Below are 21,152 nucleotides of genomic sequence, written 5' to 3' on the forward strand. Positions count from 1 at the left end.
GAAGATGCACTATCGGGTGTACTGCTCCACCAGGTCCAGCAGCTCCTGGCCGTTTTCCTTGGCAGCAAACTCGTCGTACACAACAGCTGTGGCAGCCCGGTAGGCTTCTTTTTCAGCAGGGCCGAACTCGTCTACGATCATACCGGCATCGATGATTTCCTGCAGGTATTCGGAATCCATGGCGGCGGTTTGCTCCCACTGCCATGCAGCCACTTCATTAGAGACTTCCTGCAGCAGGGCCTGAAGGTCTGCAGGCATGGCATCGTACTTGGCTTTGCTCATAATCAGGGCATAGCCCATGAAACCGTGATCACTGATGGTCATGTAGTCCTGCACTTCGTAAAACTTACGGCTGGCAATGTTGGAGTAGGGGTTTTCCTGACCGTCAACGGTGCCGGTTTGCAGGGCAGAATACAGCTCACTGAAGGGAACAGAGATACCGCCGGCGTTGATGGCACGGAACTGGGAAACCAGCAGCGGGCTTTGGCTCACGCGGATTTTCAGGCCGTCCAGGTCTTCAACGCTTTTAACGGGACGTACGTTGTTGGTCAGCTGCTTGAAACCGCCGCTCCAGTAACCCAAGCCCACCAGGCCTTTTTCCTGCAGGTATTCGTTGAACTTGGCGCCCACTTCACCATGAAGGGCGTTGAAGATTTGCTCTTCGCTGGTAAAGAGGTAAGGCAGGTCAAACAGTTCAAATTCTGAGACAAAAGAGGTGACAGTGGAGAAGAAGGGGGCGTTGATATCCAGGGTGCCGGTGAGAATTTGCTCATTGATTTCCTGGTCGGTGCCCATTTGTGAATCGGGGAAAACCGTGACGGTGATGCGGCCGTTGCTGCGCTCTTCCAGCAGACGCTTGAACTCATCGGCGGCAGCACCCTTGGGGGTGGTGGGGCGCACCACGTGGGCAAATTTCAGTTCAAAGACTTCGTCGCTGGCAGGCGCTTCGGCAGGGGCATCAGAGGCCGCCGGTGTTTCAGAAGCCGCTGGTGCCGGCGCATTGCTTGAACCGCCGCAGGCAGTCAGGGTGATTAACATCAGGCCAATCAATAAGAAAGCCAAACCTTTGTGTAAGTGCATTTTTTTCATTCTTTTCATCCTCTCTTCTCATCAAATATTTTTTGATCCCGAAAATCCGCCCATACGTTTTCAAACCAGGTGGTGTATTCGGGGATGGGGCGTACCTTCACCCATTGGTGTGTGACTTTCGCAGCAGCAACAGCAGCGTCTGTCGTTTGTTTGGTGTCAGGGCTGTCGGCTGGTGGGTCAAGCTTGACAAAGGTCTCACAAACCTGGTCCCGGAAATCCCGGTCCAGGGAGAAGGCAAAGTGCATTCCCTGGTGACTGATGCGGTGGGTGCCTTCCTCATGGTCTATGAGGTAAGAGCCCCGGCTGTCGCCCTGCCTTTCATCGTAGGCCACCATGGCGCTGAGGCAGGCGATCTGGGCGATGAGCATGTCATACACCCGGAAGACCGCAGGGAGTTCTTTCAAATGACAGATGTGAATCTGGTTTGGAAAACGGGCCAGTTCATCCTGAAAACGGTGCAAGGTTTCGGCGAGGGCCGGCCTTGACCGGATAAAGGCGCCGGACCGGGACATTAGCCGCTGGAGTTCCTGCTGAAAGGCCAGCACATTGGAAGGCTGCTCTGGGTTTACCACCAGGTTTTTCAGCAGTTTCAGGCGGTGCTGCACCAGATGTTCCGCCTGGGCCAGAAAAGTGTCGGTGGTTGTCGGCGGCTGGGTGTAACGGTGGCAGATATATTCCGCCGCCCGGTAGCTGCCCACCTGGGTGGCATTGAGGGCGGAACCGCCGGGGCGGTAAATCCCCAGGGTGCCGCTGGCCTCACCCACGGGGAAGAAGTGCTTCACATTACTCTCCCACCAGTGGTTGCCGGCCAGCCCGCCATTCTGGTGCTGGGCGCAGACATCGATTTCCAGGTATTCCTGCTCCAGATCGATGCCGTGGGTGCGGTACAGGTCAATGGCCAGGGGATTCATTTTCTTCAGCCGCTCAATGGGGGTGGGCAGCAGTGCCTGTGAGTTGGTCAGGTACTGGCGTGCCGTCTCGCCCAGCAGGTCGAAGTTCAGGGTGCCCTGTTCATCGGCACACCGGGGGTTGCGGCGAAAATCCATAAACACCCGCCGGCCTTTCACCTGGGTTTCAATGTAAATCAGCAGATCCACCAGGGAGGAGCCGTTTTCCAGCAGCTTTCTGGAATCAAAGGGCCACTGGTAGCCTTTTAAGAAAATGGCGTCCAGCAGGGGGGTTGGCTCCTGGAAAAAATCTTCCAGAAACTCCGTCTCGTCGCCGCCATTGGCGTTGGTGGACACATACCGGGGAATCACCTGCTGGTAAGTGCCCGACAGGTTCCACCGGAATTTGGTGGAGGCGATGCCGTACTGCCACTCTGTCAGGTTGTGGGCCTTGGCCCCGGCTTCCAGGGCGATGCCTGTGGCGCCTGCCTGACTTTTGGGAAACACGGAGCGGTGGTAAATGGAGGCGGGGCCTCCGGTGCCATAAATGATGTTGCGGCAGTTGAAAAGGGTCAGGCCGTAGCCGGTGTCATCAATGGCTTCCATGTTGATGGTGAGCAGGCCGGTGGCTGCTGGGTCACCGTTTTCCCCGGGGGTGGTGATTATGCCAATGACCAGATGACGGTCAAAGAGGGAGGTGCCATTGCGGCGCACCTGGGCTTCCAGCTTTTCGGTCATATACCGGGAGGTTAAGGGACCCACCGAGCTGGCCCGGCTGTTTTCATCGTGGTCTGTTTGGTAGCCCACGTACTGGCCATAGGTGTCATGGGGGAACGGCACGCCAATGCCCACCAAGTTATAGAAGCTTTTCAGTGACAGGGCCGCTTCCACCAGAGCGATGTCGCCGTGCATGGCACCGCCGTTAAACAGGGTGCGGGCCATTTTCAGAGGACTGTCGGCATCGGTGAAAGAGGTGGACTGCTTGTAGTAGGTCTGTTTGTCGGAGCCGGTGTTCCGGGAGGTGCCCCGGTTCATGCCGTCGGTCACCAGCGCGATGTCGGTCTGCCCCATGCGGTGAAGGGTGTCGGCGGCGTTGAGACTGGCAGCCCCTGACCCCACCACCACCGTATGACAGGTGTGTACCGTAAGGGGATGCTGGTGCAGGATGACCGTCTGTGGGCTGTGGGACATTTCTTGCTTCAGATTCACCGTTGCTAAAGCCTCCTTAAATGGAACCCGCCGTCCACGTTGATGACATCGCCGGTGGAGTAGGTCATTTTGGGTGAGCACAGAAGGCTCACAGCGGCGGCAATGTCTTCGGGTGTTCCCCACCGCCGGATGGGCAGCAGGCCGTCATTGATGAGACGGTCATATTTTTCACTCACCTTGGCGGTCATGTCGGTTTTAATGATGCCGGGGCGGATCTCGTAGACCAGAATGCCCTGTTCAGCCAGCCGGTCTGCGAAAAGGGTGGTGACCATGCTGATACCGGCTTTTGAAATGCAGTATTCTCCCCGGTTCACAGAAGAGGTGTAGGAGGACATGGAAGCAATGTTGATGATTTTGGGGGGCACTGGCCGGTCCTGCTGCTGAAGCATCAGGTTGGCCGCCTTCTGCGTCATGAAAAAGGTGCCCTTCAGGTTGGTGTTCACCACAAAATCAAAGCTTTCCGGGGTGGTTTCCAGCAAATCCAGGCGTTCTTTGGGGGCGACGCCTGCATTGTTCACCAGGACATCAATGCGGCCAAAAACAGCCATCACTTCATCCAGAGAGGCCTGGATTTTTTCCGTTGAACCCAGATCTGAAGCAATAAAGCGAACGTTTCCCTGAGAGGATGCCACCAGTTGGGCGGCGGTTTCGTTGAGGGTGCGTCCCAGACAGGCCACCTGGTAGCCATCGGCATAGAGCTCCTTCACAATGCCAAAACCGATGCCCCGTGTGCCGCCTGTGACCACGGCCACTTTTTTCAGTTTAACGCACCTCCTTAGAAGCTGTTTGACTGCCTGTGTCTGGTTGACCGGCGGTTTCGCCGGCCTGTGCTGACGCCTCTTTGGCTTTCAGCTCTTTGTACAGGGGCAGGTAAACGTCTGCATCCCGCACCACACAGCCACAGGTGCCTATTTTTGATTTCAGTTCACTGCATTTGCTGCAGGAAATACAGACCTTGGTGCGGTCAAGGGCCTGATGGGTGAGGGCATCCCGGGCAAAATCCGGGTAAGCAATGGCTTCCCGGCCAAAGCCTGCCATGCGGCAAAGGCCCTGAGACACACTGCCGGCGGCCACCTGGGCGGCAAACTGGCGGAACCAGCTGTAGCCGACGCCCACCACCACTGCCTGGGGGAAATCCTGCTGAATGGAACCGATTTCCCGAATGAGCCTTTCACAGCTCTCGATGGCCATTTCATCGGGTACATAGGCACCCATGTCATAGGGTTTGTTGATGTGGGGAATGAAATAGGGATTTCCCATGGTGAGACCGAAGATTTCCACGCCCCGGTCCAGAAGCAGCTGCATCAACTGCTTTGGTTCTGTCAGGTCAATGTCACTGCCGCTGGCTTCTGACACACCCCATCCCTGAGGATACGGCTGGGCATCATAGATATTCATGCGGGTGGCCAGAATCAGCCCCTCACATTGGGCATCTTTTTTCACGGCGTCCACCACATCAAGCATCATGCGGGTGCGGTTCTCAAAACTCCCGCCGTAGCGGCCATCCCGTTCAAAGGCTGAAAGAAGCTCACAGAGCAGGTAGCCGTGACAGGCTTTGATATCCACCCCGTCAAACCCGGCTTTGCGGCTGAGTCGGGCGGCACTTAAAAAAGTGGCCTGCAGCTCATCCAGGTAATCATCGGTCACCAGGGGATGGGTGTGATCAATGCCCAGGCGGTCATCCAGCCGCTGTTTGCGGGTGGCAATCACCGGGCTGGGCTTGCCATTCACCTTGTGATAACGGCCGGAATGGTTCAGCTGAATAATGGTGATGGGATTGAAGTCAGGCCCGTAGGTTTCCCGGGCGGTTTTCTTAATCAGGTCGTTCAGGGCTTTGAAATCCTCCCAGTTATCTTCCTTTAGCCAGAGCTGCTTGTCATTGGAGCGGCCGTCTTTCGTGACGCTGACAGCTTCAACCCAAATGAGGCCGGCACCGCCCCGGGCTATTTTTTCATACTTCCGAAGGGTCATTTCCGTGGGGCTTCCATTGGCATCGGCATCGCCGCCTTCCATGGGAAGGGTTGCCAGGGAATTGGGGATCACGTGGTTTTTCAATGAAATTGGGCGACCCAGCACCGACAGATCATCGGAAATCTGAATGGACAGGTGTAGTTCCTGAAGATCTGCCTCCAGTTGTTCCAGATCTTTATATTGAAATTTTCCAAGACTTGTTTGGTTGAATTTTGCCAAGACATAACCTCCTGCCACTCCCGCTGCAGCCGGTTGAGTGATTTTTACAGATCAGGGCAGATCGCGATGATTCTGTTGATCTTTATGGTCAACTTCATTATAGTGAAGGGGATGGCAGGTTCATACTGATAAGTTGCTCAAAAATTGATGAAAGTTGCTGTGGACAAAAGGAGGACCCATGGAACATAACCGGATTGACATGAACTATCGCACTCTAACCGCTCAAAATCAAGGGTTGTCGGATCATTTTCATATTGGGTATGAGATGATTTTGGTGACAGAGGGCGAATCGGTTTTCACCATAAATGATCAAATTCGCCATTTCAACACCCATAGCCTGATCTTCATCAACAACCTGGAGAAGCATCGCATGCAAACCTACAAAACCCCATACTCCCGGTACATTGTCATCATTGAAGCCGATTATTTTGACAGTGTGATGAAAGACCCGGCGCTGCTGTCCATTTTTAAAATTCGCCCCAAAGATTTTAAGAACGGTTTTCAACTGCGCACCGAAGATGTGCAGCCCATCCAGCAGCTTTTTGAAACCCTCAGTGCCATTCACCAGAAGAAGGAGGAGTTCTGGCAGATTGAGTTCACTGGCCTGCTGTCACAGCTGATGGTGCTGTTGTACAGAGGGTACCGGCAGTACTTTCCCATTCAGAACATCGACAAGGCTGAAAGGCGCATCTTTGAAATTCAGGCCTTCATCGATGAACATTTCAAAAAGCCCATTTCCCTGGAGTTTCTGGCGGAGGAATTTTATGTGAACAAATATTACCTGGCTCATTCCTTTAAAGAAGTAACCGGGTTTACCATTAAGCAATATATTCTACTGAAAAAAATTGCCTTTGCCAAGAACGAACTCTACTTCACTGAAAAGAGCATGACAGAGGTGGCCATGGACAGCGGCTTTAACAGCCAGAGTCACTTTATTCGCATGTTTCAGCAAAAAGAGAATAAAACCCCCCTTCAGTTTCGCAAGCATTATCGGAAAAAAAGCGGTGTGCCGGTAGATCGTTAGGTACTTCAGCCCTTTCCATGATAAAGACTGATTCTCAACAGACTTTTCTGAGGGAACTCGCGTCATTTATTGAAGAAGAAAGAGCAGAAGAGAATGGAGAGTTGAATTATGTGGACAAGAGCTGAACTGAAGAGCAATGCAAAGGATTTTTTACGCAGGCACTACTGGAAGTCTTTTCTCATCGCTCTGGTGATCGCCGTCACCGGCGGCAATGAGTATATGATGCAAAATGGCGGCGGCGGTGGCCGCAGCGGGCATCGGGGGGGCTCTGGTATTGGGGTGGAACTGGGGGAAGTTTTCTCCGGTGGCGGCAGCCCTGTTCCCACCAACTGGCTTTTTGAAAAGATTGGGTTCTCCACCATCGTTTTTATCACATTGGGCATGTTCATTGGCGGCATTGCCGTTTTCATGGCTTTCCGCATTCTGGTGGGAGCGCCCCTTGATGTGGGCGGCCGCACCTTCTTTTTGCGGGGTCTGAGTGAAGAACCCGATGTGGGAGACCTGGCCTGGGTGTTTCGATCAAAGCACTATCTCAATGTGGTGAAGGTGATGTTTCTCCGGGGATTGTACAACCTTCTCTGGACACTGCTGCTGGTCATCCCGGGGGTCATCAAGCATTATGAATACCGAATGGTGCCCTATATTCTGGCGGAGGATCCGTCACTGAATGCAGACGCCGCCATTGGCAAAAGCCGGGAAATAACAGAGGGTCACAAATGGGCCATGTTTGTGCTGGACCTGTCATTCTTAGGGTGGTACATTCTGGGAGGGCTGATGCTGGGCATCGGCGTATTCTTCGTGCACCCTTATTACGAAGCCACTTATGTACAACTTTACGACACCCTGCGGGGCGGTTCGCCTGAAGAATTGGAACTGGTGGAAGAAGCTGCCTGGTAGTATTACCCATCGATTCACAGAAAAGCCCGTACCAGAATGAGAATGGTACGGGCTTCAGACTGCAACCAAAATATAATGAAGACAAGGGATTTGGTGAAGGACAGTCTTGGAAATCTTGTCAGTGTTTTTTCGAAAAGATGAGAAAACCGCCAGCGCCTGCTGTTTGAGCGCAGCGAGTTCAGGCGCTGTTTTCGAGACTTTCGACTAAAAACACACAAGATTGGAATCAGCTGGCCGGGCCAAATCCCTTTGTCTTCAGGTCAATAATCCACCAGGGTTGCAAAACCGCCATAGGCCATACGCTTGTAGTCAAAAGGCTCTGAACCTTCGGCAGGCATGAGGGCTTCCATGCGGGGATCAGCCATCACCGCTTCATTTACCTGATCCCGGTGTTCCCTTGATTCATAAACAATCCATGAAAAGATCACCGTTTCCTCCGGCAATGCACCGGCCATTTGAGGGAAAGGAATCATTTCTTCCACCTGCAGGTCATCGCCGGCGCACTCCACATAAGCCAGTGCCCCATGATCCATCCAGATTTTTCCGGCGGCTTCTGCAATTTTGCGATAAGCTTCCACCTGATCCTTTTTAACGGGAAGCACAAATCCATCAACATAACGGGCCATCGAAACTACCTCCTCATAACGTTCTGAGTGAATAGGGAATCATGTATAGGTTAAGGATACCAGAGAAAGCAGACGCGTATTTCTTATGGATTGCGGTCTTGCCGCTTTTCCTGCAGAAAACGGTTCATCAACAGGGGCAGGGATATTAGAATGGGCGGGTCGTCCAGCCGGGGCGGGTACAGGGTGACTTCCAGCGGGGAAAAAGACCGGCGGGGATGTACCTGAATGGGTGAATGGTATCGGGTGCGCAGGGTTTTCTGTGTCAGCAGAATGCCTTCTGAAGACATGTTCCAGGCAACGGCGGTGGCCATCAGGTAGTAGGTGCCGGGTTTGACGCCTGAAAGACAGAAAGTGGCCGGCGGTGACACCAGCGTTCCGTAAAGGGGAATGCCTTCGGGAATGGGGCGGGGAAAGAGCCCGACGAGAGCAACTCCCTCAAAAGGAACACTTGTTCTAATGGCGCCGCCTATGGTACAATGAGGTGAAACGGCAGGCTGTGACAAACCGGAAGGGTTGTCTGAAGTGGGATGCGCCAGCTGCTGGAGGGCAGGCAACGGATCAACGGCGTGGGGGGCACTTCGACGGAAGGCGGCAGGCGTAACGCCCACCCGTTCCCTGAACCGGGTGGTGAAGGTGCCCAGGCTTTGCTGGCCCACTTCCAGAGCGATGTCCCGAATGGTGAAGTCGGTGTGCAGCAGCAAATCCTTCGCCCGCTGCAATCGCAGTGCGGCAATAAAGTACAGCGGCGGCAGACCCATGTAAGTCTTAAAAAGGTGGGCAAAATGATAAGGGCTGTACCCCACATATCGGGCCAGCTTTTCCAGCGTCAGCGAATCATCCAGTTTTTCATGAATATATGCCACAACAGGGGCAATTTCTGAGGCATGATGAATGGCCATGGCAGATCCCTTCTAATTAGACAGACTCATCTTCGACAGACTCATCAAAATAGATGAGCCGCATCCATTTAAAACAAGTAACGGTTTCAGTTGCAGGTCTATAGTGATGAAATACCCAGCCACATTTGAATTAAGCGTCGATTTCTGAAGAAATGGCGGTATATGAATCACCTAAAGAAAATGATGAAGTTGAAGAAAATGATGATGAAGGGCGTTTGAAAGGAGGAACAGGCATGTTTTCATGGATCATTGATCATGAAAAACGGCTGGAGCTCCGGCTGTTGGAGCTGTCCCAGGCAGATGCACTTTTTCGCCTGACAGAGGAAAACAGAGGCTATTTGCGGCAATGGCTTCCTTGGCTGGATGCCATTCAACGGGTGGAAGATACCGGCAGGTTCATTGAATCCACCCAGGAGCAGCACATGTCCAACAGTGGGTTTCAGGCAGGGATCTGGAGTGAGGAAAGGCTGGTGGGGATCATCGGCCATCATGGCATTAACTGGCCGAACCGATCCACCAGCCTGGGTTACTGGCTGGGTGAGGCGCACAGCGGCAGTGGCATCATGACCGCGGCCTGCCGTGCAGTCGTGGCCCATGCCTTTGAAGAATGGCACCTGAACCGTGTGGAGATTCGGTGTGCCACCGGCAACCACAAGAGCCGGGCCATTCCCCAACGGTTGGGATTTGTCGCAGAAGGGGTTTTGAGAGAAGCAGAATGGCTGTATGACCATTATGTGGATCATGTGGTGTATGCCATGCTGGCCAGTGAATGGAAATCAGAAAAAGGAGGCACTCGTCATGAAATACCAAGTGATCAGACGCCATGAACCGGATACCGATAACCCCATTCGGCTGATAAAAGGGGAACTGGTGATTCCCGGCGAAGAAGCGACTTACTGGAAAAACTGGACCCATTGCACCACTCCCGGAGGTGAAAAGGCAGGATGGGTACCGGCCCAGATTCTGAAAGAAACGGCACGGGGAACGGTGGTAGCGGAAGATTATGACGCCATTGAACTGACGGTGGAAGCAGGTCAGATACTGGAATTGCTGAAAGTGCTGAACGAGTGGGGCTGGTGCCGGACATCGGAGGGTGTCGACGGATGGGTACCCATGGAAAATCTGGCACCGGCTGAGGCATGAGTGACACCCGGGAGGGAAAAAATCATGTTGAGAATTTGTTTAGAATGGCTGTGGTACAATGAGCTTCGCGGTCGCCGTCATGCATGATGTCAGCAGACAACCGAAGCTGAAACGACAAACACAGGAACCGACAATATGAGATCAGACAGGCAGGTAACCGCAGTAGGGTTACCTGTTTTTGTTGTCACGGCAGGCAATCTGAAAAAGGGGGAAGACCAGTGGCAGACCAACAAATAACTGCACTTCAAAGACGGCTGATCAAGCTGGAACTCATGGTGGCGCATATGCAGGATGTAATGATTGAACTGGACCGTCAGGGCTGCTACCGGTACTTTTCCCCTTCCTATGAACACTGTTTTGGCAAAACCGAAGGCATTCTGGGAACCAACTGTTTTCATTCCATTCATCCCGATGACCGTGACCGGGTGATGGCTGTTTTCGAACGGGGATTCAACGCCATGGGAGATGAACAGGTGACCTACCGCAACCATCATCCAGAAAAAGGCTATCGATGGCTGGAAGCCCACGGAACCACTTTTTACAACGATGAAGGGGAGCCGCGGGCCCTGATCACTGTCAGAGACATTACCCAGCGAAAACAGGAAGAAGAGGCGCTGAAGCGGAGCGAAGAAAAGTATCGTCATATTGAAGAACGCTGGCAGTTTGCCGTGGAAAACAGCGGCGACGGCGTCTGGGACTGGAACATTATGACGGGTGAAAATCAAATCTCTGACCGGTGGGCCCAAATGCTGGGCTATACCCCTGGTGACATTCGGGTGGATGTGGAGGATTTTTTCAACCTGCTTCACCAAGAAGACCGGGATCAGGTGCGAGCATGGCTGGGAGACTATGCCCGGGGAAAAGATTCACGATATTGGAATGAATTTCGGATGCGCTGCCATGATGGCAGCTATAAATGGATTTTATCCATCGGGAAAATTGTGGAGTGGACAGTATCGGGAAAACCGCTGCGGGCCATTGGCACCCACCGGGATATCACCCGGCAGAAAGAAGCCCTGGAAGCCTTGAAAGAAAGCGAACGGAGCAAGGCGGTGCTGCTGTCCAACCTGCCTGGCGTGGCATACCGGTGTGAACGGCGGGAAGACGGGTGGCAAATGGTGTATGTGTCTCAACAGTGCCACGAACTGGTGGGCTATCATCCGGAAGAGCTGATCAGAAAAAAAGCCACGCTGAAAGAAATGCTGGTGCCGGAAAAACTGGTTGCGCCGGCATACCAGCCCCTTTTATGGCAAAAATGGCAGGACTGCCTGGCGCAGAAAGAAACATTTTGCAGTGAGTATCAGGTGCACACCAGGCAGGGAGAACAGCTGTGGGCCTGGGAGCAGGGGCGGCTCTTTGAAAACAGCCTGGGAGAAGTGACGGCCATTGAAGGATTCATCACCGACATAACAGAGCGCAAAGAAGCAGAAGAGAAAAACCGGCAACTGGATCGGCTGAAGGACGAATTTCTGGCCAACACATCCCACGAGCTGCGCACCCCTCTTAACGGTATTATCTCACTGGTGGATGGCCTGCTGAAAGGAATAGGCGGACCACTGGCACCCAACCAACGGAAAAATTTAAAGCTGGTGCTTGTCAGTGCCCGACGGCTTTCCAGCCTTGTGAACGACATATTGGACTTTTCCCGGATTAAAAACAGAGACATTCGTCTGCAATTGAAAAACACAGATATTTCAAGTATTCTGGCCATGGTGGTGGAACTTTTCCGACATCAAATTGATCATAAAGAGATTCGCCTGGTGAACCAGGTTCCCCGGGAAATGGACATGATCTGGGCAGATGAAAATCGGCTGAGCCAGATTCTCTTCAATCTCATTGGCAATGCTGTCAAATATACCGAAAAAGGAACCATCACCATCAGTGCTGAAATCATCAGCGGAATGATGCGCCTGGCGGTGGAAGACACGGGCATTGGTATTCCGGAGGACCGATTGGATCAGGTGTTTGAAGCCTTTGAACAAAGCGGTTACTCCCCGGAAAAAGAAGGGGGAGGAACCGGCCTGGGGCTTTCCATCACCCGGCAACTGGTGGAGCTCCACGGGGGAACCATTGCGGTGACTTCTGCACTGGGAAAAGGAACCACCTTCACCTTCACCATGCCCCTGGCATCCGGCGACAACCGCCTGCCGTGCCGGGATTTCGGAAAAAACAGCGGTGAAAAGGAGTCACTCCCACAGCAGGCCACAACCCGTGAATCCCATTCATTTTATGTTCAGCCGGTAACAGAAGTTCACTTGCCGACAGTGGAAAACAGCGAGTTCACCATTATGCTGGTGGATGACGAACCGGTAAATATTCAGTCTCTGGCCAATGTGCTGTCATTGAGGGGGTACCGCACCATTCATGCGCAGACAGGGCAGCGGGCACTGGAAATGCTGGCAGATGGAAATGAGCCGGATCTGTGCATTGTGGATGTGATGATGCCTCGGATGAATGGATTTGAAGTGTGCCGGGAAATCAGAAAACAGTTCACCAGTTTTCAGATGCCGGTGATCTTTCTCACAGCCCGTTATGGCGAGCAGGATCTGGCCCTGGGGTTTGACGCCGGCGGCAATGATTTTCTCCATAAGCCCTTTGAAGAGACAGAGCTGATTGCCCGGGTGGCCACCCTGCTTCAGCTCAAAAAATCAGTTGCTGCCGCCATGGCGGCAGAGGTGGCATTTTTACAGGCTCAAATCAAGCCTCACTTTTTGTATAATGCCCTGAACACCATTGCCGCTCATTGCGAAAATGGCAGTCAGGAGGCGGGACATCTAATTCTTTCTCTCGCCCGTTACCTGCGGGGCAGTCTGTGCTTCGAGAATTTACATGATGCGGTGTCGCTGGAAAAGGAACTGGCCCTGACAGATGCCTATGTCACCATTGAAAAAGCACGCTTTCCTGATATTCAAGTGATTTTTCAAATCGATGCACCACCAGACTGTCTGTTGCCCCCGGTTACCCTGCAGCCCCTGGTGGAAAACGCCATTTGTCATGGGATTCGCCAAAAGGAAGGCGGCGGCACCATTCTGGTGCGGGTGACAGAGCAAGATGAAAAGCTGTCTGTGGAAGTGGTGGACGATGGGAAAGGAATGACAGCCCATCAGGCCGCTCAGGTGCTTTCCATGACCGGTGAATCGGGAAGTGTGGGCTTGCGGAACATTCACACCCGGCTGCAGCGTCTTTACGGCACCGGGCTCACCATAGAAAGCCGGCCCTGGGAGGGGAGTAAGGTCAGCTTCTCGCTGCCATGCAAGTATGAAAGTGCCTGTGCCGATCCGGCCACAAGAAAGGAGATGTTCCATGTACCACTCTGAAACCCCGCGGGAGCAAAGGTTCACTGCAGTGGAAAGCCAACAGCCCGCCGATCAACTGACGACTAAAGTGGAAGAAGCCCACCGCAACCTGAAAGGCATGATTCGCATCCTGGAAAAAATGGTGGAATTAAAAGATCCTTATACTGCGGGGCACCAGCAAAATGTGGCAGCCATGGCGGTGGCCATAGGCCGGAAAATGGGGCTGGCGTCGGATCAGCTTGAAAGCATTGAACTGGCCGGGGCGATTCATGATATTGGCAAAATCGGCATTCCCACCGATATTCTCTGTAAGCCCGGGCGGCTTAGTGACATTGAAATGACGTTGGTGCAGGAGCATGCGGCTCACGGATTTTCCCTGTTGCAGGGGGTTTCGTTCACCTGGCCGCTGGCAGAAATTGTCCATCAGCATCATGAGCGGGTAAACGGTTCGGGCTATCCCCGGGGGCTTGAGGGAGATGATATGTTGGTGGAGTCAAAAATTGTGGCAGTGGCCGATGTGTTTGATGCCATGGCATCCCACCGGCCCTATCGCCCGGCCCTGGGTGAGAAGGCGGCACTGGAGGAACTCAGAAAAAACAAAGGCATTCTCTATGACACACAAGTGGTCAATGCGTTGGAAGCCGTGCTGGGGGAAGTGCAGCCTGTGGAAAATAAACAAACAGAAAGAAATGAAGGGTTGTTTAGATTTTGTTTAGAAAGCATCTGATACAATGGTGCGTGTGATCGGATCGATAAACAGATAAAGGAGAAAGGAGGTGCCGCGAAATGATGAATCGACATATGAAACACCTGATGATGGCAACAGCAGCTGTCACCATGATGACCGTGGGGTTGGGCGTCTGGATGATGAACACCCAGGCCGGAAAAAGCGCGGCGTCTCGACTGACTTCCATATCTGTCGAATTCCTTGTGAATGTGATCCATGTGATGGTGGGCGCGTGCAAGGGGTTCGTAGCGTAACCTTCGGTACGATTGCTTGAACGTATTTTTGCGGGCAACAGGCATCTGCTTCGTATGGGGTGCCTGTTTTTTGTGTCTTTATTTTGTATGTGAACCATGTGCTTAATATTGAATAGGAGCTGATCTTGTGAATGATAACTTGAAATCAAACACCGTTAAAAAAACATATACCATTATAGAAATGATCATTAACGTCTTAAAGGGATGTGTTTCCCTGCTGGGTCTGCTGATGATCACGGCCGTTATCGGAGGAGTCTTCTCGCAGATGAAAGACAATCATCCGGTGATTTTGACAGCGGGCCTGCTGCTCTTCGTTGCTGCCTTGTATCTGGGATCACAAAAAAGAAGAAGTGCTTTATTGCATGTTATTCATCAGGTATTTCGAATAGAGCGCCTGATGATGCTGGAAGAAACAGAATCCCTGATGCTGGAAGAAAGAGATCGAATTGCCGGTGAAACCAAATCCCTGGATGACTGGCGATAATGCACATCAAAAACCTTTATCTGCGAACCGATCACACCGGGTAATCGCTAATCACCGCCTGTCGAAGAAATAATCGGCAGGCGGTTTTTTTCTGGCGGCGGTTTTGCTCCTGTGTCATGATATAATAAGCGGTATGAAACCATGACGGGAGGCGAGAGGATGCAGAAAATCACCGTTATCACCATGGGCATTCCCACAGGAGAAGCCATTCGAAGTCAGTTGACAGCATTGCTGGAAGGTAAGGTAACGGTTGAAACCCGGCTGGCCTCAGAAGTGGAGCAACCGATTCTACATGCTGACCTGTTGCTGTTCAGCAGCGAGGCGCTGGCGAAGGTGATTCTCAAAAACGGTGAACCATCCATCCCCTGGATGGTGGCCCGGCGGGTGATTAATCACCGCAATATAGGCGATGTCATTAGCCTGCCCCGGGGAAGTCGGGTGCTGCTGGTCAACGACTTTGCCAACACGGCCCGGGAAGCCCGGGATCAGCTGGTGGAAATTGGTCTGGATCACATTGAATACCTGCTCTATTCGCCGGGAAGTCCGCTTCCTTTCAAAGCAGAGGTGGTCATCACCCCGGGAGAGGTGGACTTGGTGCCGTACCCGCCCCGACGGCTCATCAACATTGGCAGCCGCATTCTTGATGTTCAGAGCATTCACGGAATCGTGCAACAGCTGGGGCTGGAAGACGTGTTCACCAAAAGCGTTGTCACCGGGTATTTAAAGGACATTGTGACCATCACCCATCTCATTGAAGAAAAGCGCCGGGCAGCCCTGGCTTCAGAAAAACAACTGGAAGCGGTGTTCAACAGCGTGGATACCGGTCTGATTCACGTGGATGAAGGGGGACGGGTGGTGAATTTGAACCAGCGGGGTGCTTCCCTCATAGGAAAAAAGCGGAAAGATTTACTCTATCAGCCCCTGGATTCATGGCTCCCCCTGGAAAACCACTTTTTAACAGACGGCCATTCATGGATCGCCGACCTGGAGGGAAGGGAATGTCTTTTTGCGGTGCGCAAAATCAGCTTCGATGACCGGCTGGGGTATCTGATCACTGTGGGTGACGGCGATCAGATCTCCAAGTGGGACCATACCATTCGCCGCAGCCGGCAGAAGAGCATGCAGCGAAAGCGCCATGATTTTCAGGACTACCTCACCCTTCACCCGGAAATGAAGCTGGTGCTGAAACGGGCCAGGCAGTTTGCCCGCACTGACGCCACCATTCTGATTCAGGGAGAAAACGGCACAGGCAAGGAAATATTGGCCCAGGCCATTCACCAGCATTCGCTGCGAAAAAGAGAAGCCTTTGTGCCGGTCAACATTGCGGCGGTCTCCCCCAGTTTGCTGGAGAGTGAGCTCTTTGGCTATGAAGAAGGTTCTTTCACCGGAGCTCTGAAAGGCGGCAAACGGGGACTCTTTGAAATTGCCAGCGGCGGTACTATTTTCATTGATGAAATCGGAGAAGCGCCCCTGTCCTTTCAGGTGAAACTGCTGCGGGTGCTGGAAGAAAAACGGATCAGGCGGGTGGGCGCGTTGGAGGAGATTCCCGTGGATGTGCGGGTGATTGCTGCCACCAACCGAAATCTGATGCAAATGGTGGATCAGGGAGATTTTCGGGAAGACTTGTTTTTTCGCCTGAACATTCTGCCGCTGAAAACCATTCCCCTGCGCCACCGGCGGGAAGACATTCCTTACCTGCTCCAACACTTTTGCCGCATCAGCTTTGGAAGGCATCAGCACATAGACCTGGCAGACCTGTTTGAGGCAGAGGCCCTTGTCTTTTTACAGCAGCACCGCTGGCGGGGCAATGTGCGGGAATTGATGAATCTGGTGGAATACCTTTCTCTGATTTATGAAGGTGAGCGCATCGGCATGGAGGCACTTTGTGGATATCTTCCCGCCGACAAACCGGTGCCGGAGCTCCCGCTGCTGAACCGGGACGAGTATTGGATGTTACAGCAAATTGACAGTTGCGGCGGTACTGGTGTGGGGCGAAAAATGCTGACCAGTCTGGCAGAGGAACAGGTGTATCCTCTGGGAGAGGGAAAAATCAGACGGCTGTTGATGGAACTGACAGAAAAGGAACTGCTGGCATCGGCGGGGTCGCACCAGGGATGTCATCTTACCCGGAAGGGTGCAGCACTTCTTCAGAAGTGGAGAAATGTTGGCGTTGGAATGGATGAAAATGACCAATAGGTGGATGAAATTATCCAATGCCGGGGGTGTCCACCATTGTTAATGAACGCTAACCCTTGAAAAATCATTCTTCCCATGACTGGCATGCTTCTTGCTTTTATGGATGAATAGAACGGAATCATCCATCATCCATAACAGAAAGGAAGAGTGACGATGAACAACAAGCAACTGGAAAGAAAAACCCCCACTTTTGGACAGTCCATCGCCCCCATTGTCTTCATGGTGCTGGCACTGACCATTGGCGTGGGGTACCTGAAGTTTCGGACGGAGCCCATGCTGATCCTGTCTGCCTTTTTCGCAGGTGCCATTGCCTGGCGATTGGGGTTATCCTGGCAGGAAATGCAGGAAGGGATCATTGAGAAGATTTCCAAAGCCCTGCCGGCCACATTGATCCTGTGGAGTGTGGGCTTCCTCATTGGAGCCTTCATGTTTGCCGGCACCGTTCCCATGATCATTTATTATGGGGTTGAAATTGTGAATCCCCGGTTTCTGTTGGTGACTGCCTTTCTGATTTCTGCCATTCTCTCCACGGTGACAGGCACCTCCTGGGGATCAGCCGGCACCATAGGGGTGGCCCTCATGGGCATTGCCGGCGGTTTGGGGGTTTCACTCCCCGCCACGGCAGGTGCAGTGGTGGCCGGGGCCTACTTTGGAGATAAAATCTCCCCCCTCTCCGACACCACCAACCTGGCGCCCATTGCAGCTGGAAGTGAACTGTACGAACACATCAAACACATGCTGTACACCACAGTCCCTGCGGCCCTGGTGTCCATTGTGGTCTATCTCATCGTCGGCCTCCGGGCAACGGGTGATGTGTCCACCCCTGAAATGGTCATCACCCTGCAGGACCAACTCAGCAGCATGTTCAGCTGGAGCCCCCTTCTCCTGTTGCCGGTGGTGCTGATCATATTTGGTTCTCTGAAAAAATGGCCCACCATTCCCACTATGTTGGGCACCTCCCTGGTGACTCTTGTCATCGGTGTGGCGGTACAGGGCTTCAGTTTTCTGAATGGCTTCGCTTCTCTCATCAATGGATTCAATGTTTCCATGACAGGCTTTGACGGCGAAGTGATTAACGAAGTGACCCGGCTCATCAACCGGGGCGGGGTAGCTTCTGTCACAGGCACCACGGTGCTGATTTTCAGTGCCATGGGCTTTGCCGGGATCATCAGCAAGGCAGGCATGCTGGATGTGGTGCTGAACGCGCTGTTGTCACGGGTCAAGACCAACGCCGGCGTCATTCTGTCCACTATTGCTTCATGTTTTACCGTAGCCTTCGTCACCGGCAGTTCTTACCTGTCCATCCTCATCCCCGGTGAGCTGTTCAGAGATGGCTACGTAAAACGCAACCTGCATCCCAAAAACCTGTCCCGCACCCTGGAAGATTCAGGAACCGTGCTGGTGCCCCTCATTCCCTGGTCGGCGGCTGGTGCTTATATGACCGCCACCCTGGGCGTGCCCACCATTCAGTACCTGCCCTGGGCCATTTTGAACTACATGGGAATTGTCTTCGCCATTATTCTGGCCTTCACCGGTATTGGCATTGCCCCGTTGAATCCTGATGAAACGAAAGATATCGCTAAGAAAGCGTCAACGTCAAAGGCGCCGACAACTGATGCAGCAGCAGCAGCCGAATAGTCCGTGATCAACAAGGGTATGAAGAGGTAAGGGAATCAAACACCTCATTCCCCGATGAACAACTGCTTTCCCCAAGGAAAGACTTTGGTGTTAAAGGAGTTACAGCCATGATCTTAATCAAACAAGCATCCATCTACGCACCAGCCTTCCAGGGAGTGCAGGACGTGCTTCTGGGCGGCGAAACCATCCTTTTGATGGGCGAAACCATTGAACTGAACCACCCTGACGTGATGGTGATTGACGGTGCCGGCAAACGGCTGGTGCCGGGGCTCATCGACCAGCATGTGCACATCACCGGCGGCGGCGGTGAAGGCAGCTTTAAAACACGTGTGCCGGAAATCACCCTCTCCAAGCTGGTGGAGGCGGGGATCACCACCGTGGTGGGCCTGCTGGGAACAGACGCTTCCACCCGGAGCGTGGAAAATCTGGTAGCCAAGGCCAAGGCCCTGAAAGAAGAGGGGATCACTGCCTATGCCCACACCGGCTCTTACGAATATCCCAGTGTCACCCTCACCGGGTCTGTTCGAAAGGACATCGTATTTATCGAGGAAATCATTGGGGGAAAGGTGGCCCTGTCTGACCACCGTTCTTCCAGCCTCACACCGGCAGAGCTGGCCCGCCTGGCTTCTGATGTGCGCACCGCCGGCATGCTTTCCGGCAAAGCGGGAGCGCTCATTGCCCATATGGGAAGCGGCCGCCGGGGAATGGGAATGATCAGGGAGGTGCTGGAAAACACAGATATCCCCATCACCACCATTCGCCCCACCCATGTGAACCGGGCTGAAAATCTGCTGCAGGAATCTCTCCTGTTTGCCAAAGACGGCGGTATCATTGACATCACCTGCGGCACTTATCAGGAATGGCCGGCCCACCGGGTGATTCAAATGGCCCGGGAGCAGCAGGTACCCCTTGAGAACATCACCATCAGCTCCGACGGTTACGGCAGCTGGTCCACTTACGACGAAAAAGGGGTCATGCTGAAGATTGGGGTCTCCCAGGTTTCCAGCTTTTGGGAATCGCTGCGGCACATGGTGATGGAAGAAACCTTCACCCTGGAGGAAGCCCTTCCCTTTTTCACCAGCCACGTTGCAAAAGCCTTGTGCCTGCAACAAAAAGGCCGGGTGGCGGTGGGGGCAGACGCTGATCTGCTGCTGGTGAACAGTGAGATGGAACTGGAGTCTGTCATTGCCAGAGGCCGTCTGATGATGCATGAGGGCAACTGCCTGGTGAAGGGCACCTACGAAGTTTAAGTGGCACTTACAAAGTTCAAATGGCATCCGCCATTCTTTAACACTGGAAGTTGAGCCATTGGCGATCCATAATAGTCCATATACGCAACTATTTTGCCGCCGGAGAGTGCCTGATGCATTCGCCGGCGGTGTTTTATTGCCAGGGCTTTCGTGATACAATGGAGCATGACAGACAGATTTGATCCGGTTGGCCGGACGATACAAAATGAACTGGAAAGGTGTGATGACATGCAATATAAACTGGTGCATACCTGCCTGCGGGTGAGAGACCTGGAGGCTTCCCTGAAGTTTTATACGGAAGGGTTGGGGCTGAAGGAAACCCGTCGAAAATGCTTTCCCGAGCATGATTTTGACCTGGTGTTTCTCAGTGATGAAGCCGGGCATTTTGAAATTGAACTGACCTACAACTACGACAGAGAAGAGCCCTACGAAGTGGGCAACGGCTACAGCCATCTGGCCATGACCGTGGATGACCTGGAAGCCTCCCGGGAACGGCATGAGGAGATGGGATATCCGGTGACCAAACTGATGGGTCTGCCGGGGAGCCCGCCCCGCTACTACTTTGTCACCGACCCCGACGGGTATGATGTGGAAGTTATTCGGGCTCAGCCGGAAGCATAAACCCGGGGCAAACTCTGAAAAGGAGGAAAATCATGCGGATACTGAAAGAACAGGCAGTGGGAGTGCTCATTGATGTGCAGGAAAAACTGGCGCCCCACATTCACGAAATGGACCAGGTGCTTCAAAAACAGGTGATGCTGGTGAAGGGCCTGCAACAGTTGGGGGTGCCGGTACTGGTAACAGAGCAGTATGTACGGGGGCTGGGTAAAACTCTCCCGGAACTGCAGGAGTTGGTGAACACCGATGAAGCCCTGGAAAAACTGGCTTTTTCCTGCCATGACGACGCTGCCTTTGCAGAAAAACTGCGGGAAACCGGGCGAAAAACCGTGATTCTCTTTGGCATTGAAACCCATGTCTGCGTCTTGCAGACAGTGCTGGACCTGGTGGAAAACGGCTATCAGCCCGTGGTCATCGAAGACTGCGTGTCGTCCCGAAAGCCGGAAGACAAAGCCATTGCCCTGCGCCGTATGGCTCAGGAGGGGGCGGTGATTTCCTCCGCCGAGTCCATTCTCTTTGAGCTGTGCCGGGTGGCGGGAACCGATGCGTTCAAGGCAATTTCCCGTTTGGTGAAATAAATCTTTTTCCAGGGGAAAGAAATCTCAATGTAAGGGACTCGCTCTGGGAGAATTCATTCATCGAAGAAAAAAAGAGGCCTGCCACCGACTCGTGCCAGTGATGGGCCTCTTTTGATGTCAAAAAAAGACATGCACTCAAGAAATGCG

General features: G+C 53.1%; 19 protein-coding genes. 13 read left to right on the forward strand and 6 right to left on the reverse strand.

The genetic code is table 11. From position 1 onward, the window contains the following. Positions 1 to 9 precede the first annotated feature (9 nt). Genes QOL74_RS07060 through QOL74_RS07075 form a run of 4 tightly spaced genes read right to left on the reverse strand, consistent with a single transcriptional unit; the run spans position 10 to position 5,375 of the window. Complete coding sequence (locus QOL74_RS07060; protein ID WP_283408749.1) at positions 10 to 1,089, reverse strand: TRAP transporter substrate-binding protein; 1,080 nt, start codon at positions 1,087 to 1,089, stop codon at positions 10 to 12. Positions 1,090 to 1,094: 5 nt separating this feature from the next. Continuing rightward, positions 1,095 to 3,185, reverse strand: coding sequence for an FAD-dependent oxidoreductase (locus QOL74_RS07065; protein ID WP_283408750.1), 2,091 nt, complete (start codon positions 3,183 to 3,185; stop codon positions 1,095 to 1,097). A gap of 5 nt (positions 3,186 to 3,190) precedes the next feature. Next, the gene (locus tag QOL74_RS07070) at positions 3,191 to 3,931 is read right to left on the reverse strand and encodes a 3-ketoacyl-ACP reductase (protein WP_488153922.1); all 741 of its coding nucleotides are present in this window, start codon (positions 3,929 to 3,931) and stop codon (positions 3,191 to 3,193) included. A gap of 16 nt (positions 3,932 to 3,947) precedes the next feature. After that, positions 3,948 to 5,375, reverse strand: a complete 1,428-nt coding sequence (locus QOL74_RS07075) for an oxidoreductase (RefSeq protein ID WP_283408751.1) — start codon at positions 5,373 to 5,375, stop codon at positions 3,948 to 3,950. Between the two features lie 178 nt (positions 5,376 to 5,553). Here QOL74_RS07075 and QOL74_RS07080 point away from each other — a divergent pair, with 178 nt between their 5' ends. Together QOL74_RS07080 and QOL74_RS07085 are read left to right on the forward strand one after the other, a co-directional pair. Continuing rightward, positions 5,554 to 6,399: a helix-turn-helix domain-containing protein gene (locus QOL74_RS07080; RefSeq protein WP_283408752.1), complete on the forward strand. Its 846-nt coding sequence runs from the start codon at positions 5,554 to 5,556 to the stop codon at positions 6,397 to 6,399. Between the two features lie 108 nt (positions 6,400 to 6,507). After that, positions 6,508 to 7,296 carry a DUF975 family protein gene (locus QOL74_RS07085; protein ID WP_283408753.1) on the forward strand — a complete coding sequence of 263 codons (789 nt, stop codon included), beginning with the start codon at positions 6,508 to 6,510 and terminating at the stop codon, positions 7,294 to 7,296. 260 nt (positions 7,297 to 7,556) lie between these two features. Here QOL74_RS07085 and QOL74_RS07090 read toward each other — a convergent pair whose 3' ends face one another. Both QOL74_RS07090 and QOL74_RS07095 read right to left on the reverse strand, forming a co-directional pair. Next, the gene (locus tag QOL74_RS07090) at positions 7,557 to 7,922 is read right to left on the reverse strand and encodes a DUF1428 domain-containing protein (RefSeq protein WP_283408754.1); all 366 of its coding nucleotides are present in this window, start codon (positions 7,920 to 7,922) and stop codon (positions 7,557 to 7,559) included. A gap of 83 nt (positions 7,923 to 8,005) precedes the next feature. After that, positions 8,006 to 8,821, reverse strand: a complete 816-nt coding sequence (locus QOL74_RS07095) for a helix-turn-helix transcriptional regulator (protein ID WP_283408755.1) — start codon at positions 8,819 to 8,821, stop codon at positions 8,006 to 8,008. 233 nt (positions 8,822 to 9,054) lie between these two features. Here QOL74_RS07095 and QOL74_RS07100 point away from each other — a divergent pair, with 233 nt between their 5' ends. From QOL74_RS07100 to QOL74_RS07150, 11 genes are all read left to right on the forward strand, one after another. Further along, positions 9,055 to 9,648, forward strand: a complete 594-nt coding sequence (locus tag QOL74_RS07100) for a GNAT family N-acetyltransferase (RefSeq protein ID WP_283408756.1) — start codon at positions 9,055 to 9,057, stop codon at positions 9,646 to 9,648. Further along, complete coding sequence (locus QOL74_RS07105) at positions 9,620 to 9,964, forward strand: SH3 domain-containing protein (protein ID WP_283408757.1); 345 nt, start codon at positions 9,620 to 9,622, stop codon at positions 9,962 to 9,964. Before QOL74_RS07100 ends, QOL74_RS07105 begins: the two co-directional genes overlap by 29 nt. 218 nt (positions 9,965 to 10,182) lie before the next feature. Further along, complete coding sequence (locus QOL74_RS07110; protein WP_283408758.1) at positions 10,183 to 13,281, forward strand: PAS domain-containing protein; 3,099 nt, start codon at positions 10,183 to 10,185, stop codon at positions 13,279 to 13,281. Next, positions 13,268 to 13,987, forward strand: a complete 720-nt coding sequence (locus QOL74_RS07115) for an HD-GYP domain-containing protein (RefSeq protein ID WP_283408759.1) — start codon at positions 13,268 to 13,270, stop codon at positions 13,985 to 13,987. The genes QOL74_RS07110 and QOL74_RS07115 overlap by 14 nt, the downstream gene beginning before the upstream one ends. A gap of 59 nt (positions 13,988 to 14,046) precedes the next feature. Next, complete coding sequence (locus QOL74_RS07120; protein ID WP_283408760.1) at positions 14,047 to 14,241, forward strand: hypothetical protein; 195 nt, start codon at positions 14,047 to 14,049, stop codon at positions 14,239 to 14,241. Between the two features lie 127 nt (positions 14,242 to 14,368). Next, a complete protein-coding gene (locus tag QOL74_RS07125; RefSeq protein ID WP_283408761.1) occupies positions 14,369 to 14,725 on the forward strand; it encodes a hypothetical protein in 357 nt (118 codons plus the stop codon). A 159-nt stretch (positions 14,726 to 14,884) separates the two neighbouring features. After that, positions 14,885 to 16,921: a sigma-54 interaction domain-containing protein gene (locus QOL74_RS07130; RefSeq protein WP_283408762.1), complete on the forward strand. Its 2,037-nt coding sequence runs from the start codon at positions 14,885 to 14,887 to the stop codon at positions 16,919 to 16,921. Positions 16,922 to 17,074: 153 nt separating this feature from the next. After that, entirely contained in the window at positions 17,075 to 18,559 is a 1,485-nt protein-coding gene (gene nhaC, locus QOL74_RS07135) for a Na+/H+ antiporter NhaC (protein WP_283408763.1), read from the forward strand. Between the two features lie 107 nt (positions 18,560 to 18,666). Continuing rightward, positions 18,667 to 19,809, forward strand: a complete 1,143-nt coding sequence (gene iadA / locus QOL74_RS07140) for a beta-aspartyl-peptidase (RefSeq protein ID WP_283408764.1) — start codon at positions 18,667 to 18,669, stop codon at positions 19,807 to 19,809. A gap of 228 nt (positions 19,810 to 20,037) precedes the next feature. Further along, positions 20,038 to 20,430 (forward strand): lactoylglutathione lyase, encoded by a 393-nt coding sequence (gene gloA, locus QOL74_RS07145; RefSeq protein ID WP_283408765.1) that lies wholly within the window; start codon positions 20,038 to 20,040, stop codon positions 20,428 to 20,430. Positions 20,431 to 20,462: 32 nt separating this feature from the next. Further along, entirely contained in the window at positions 20,463 to 21,005 is a 543-nt protein-coding gene (locus QOL74_RS07150; protein WP_283408766.1) for a hydrolase, read from the forward strand. Positions 21,006 to 21,152: the final 147 nt, after the last annotated feature.

It is taken from the genome of Anoxynatronum buryatiense (assembly GCF_900182905.1).
Taxonomy (GTDB): domain Bacteria; phylum Bacillota; class Clostridia; order Peptostreptococcales; family Tindalliaceae; genus Anoxynatronum; species Anoxynatronum buryatiense.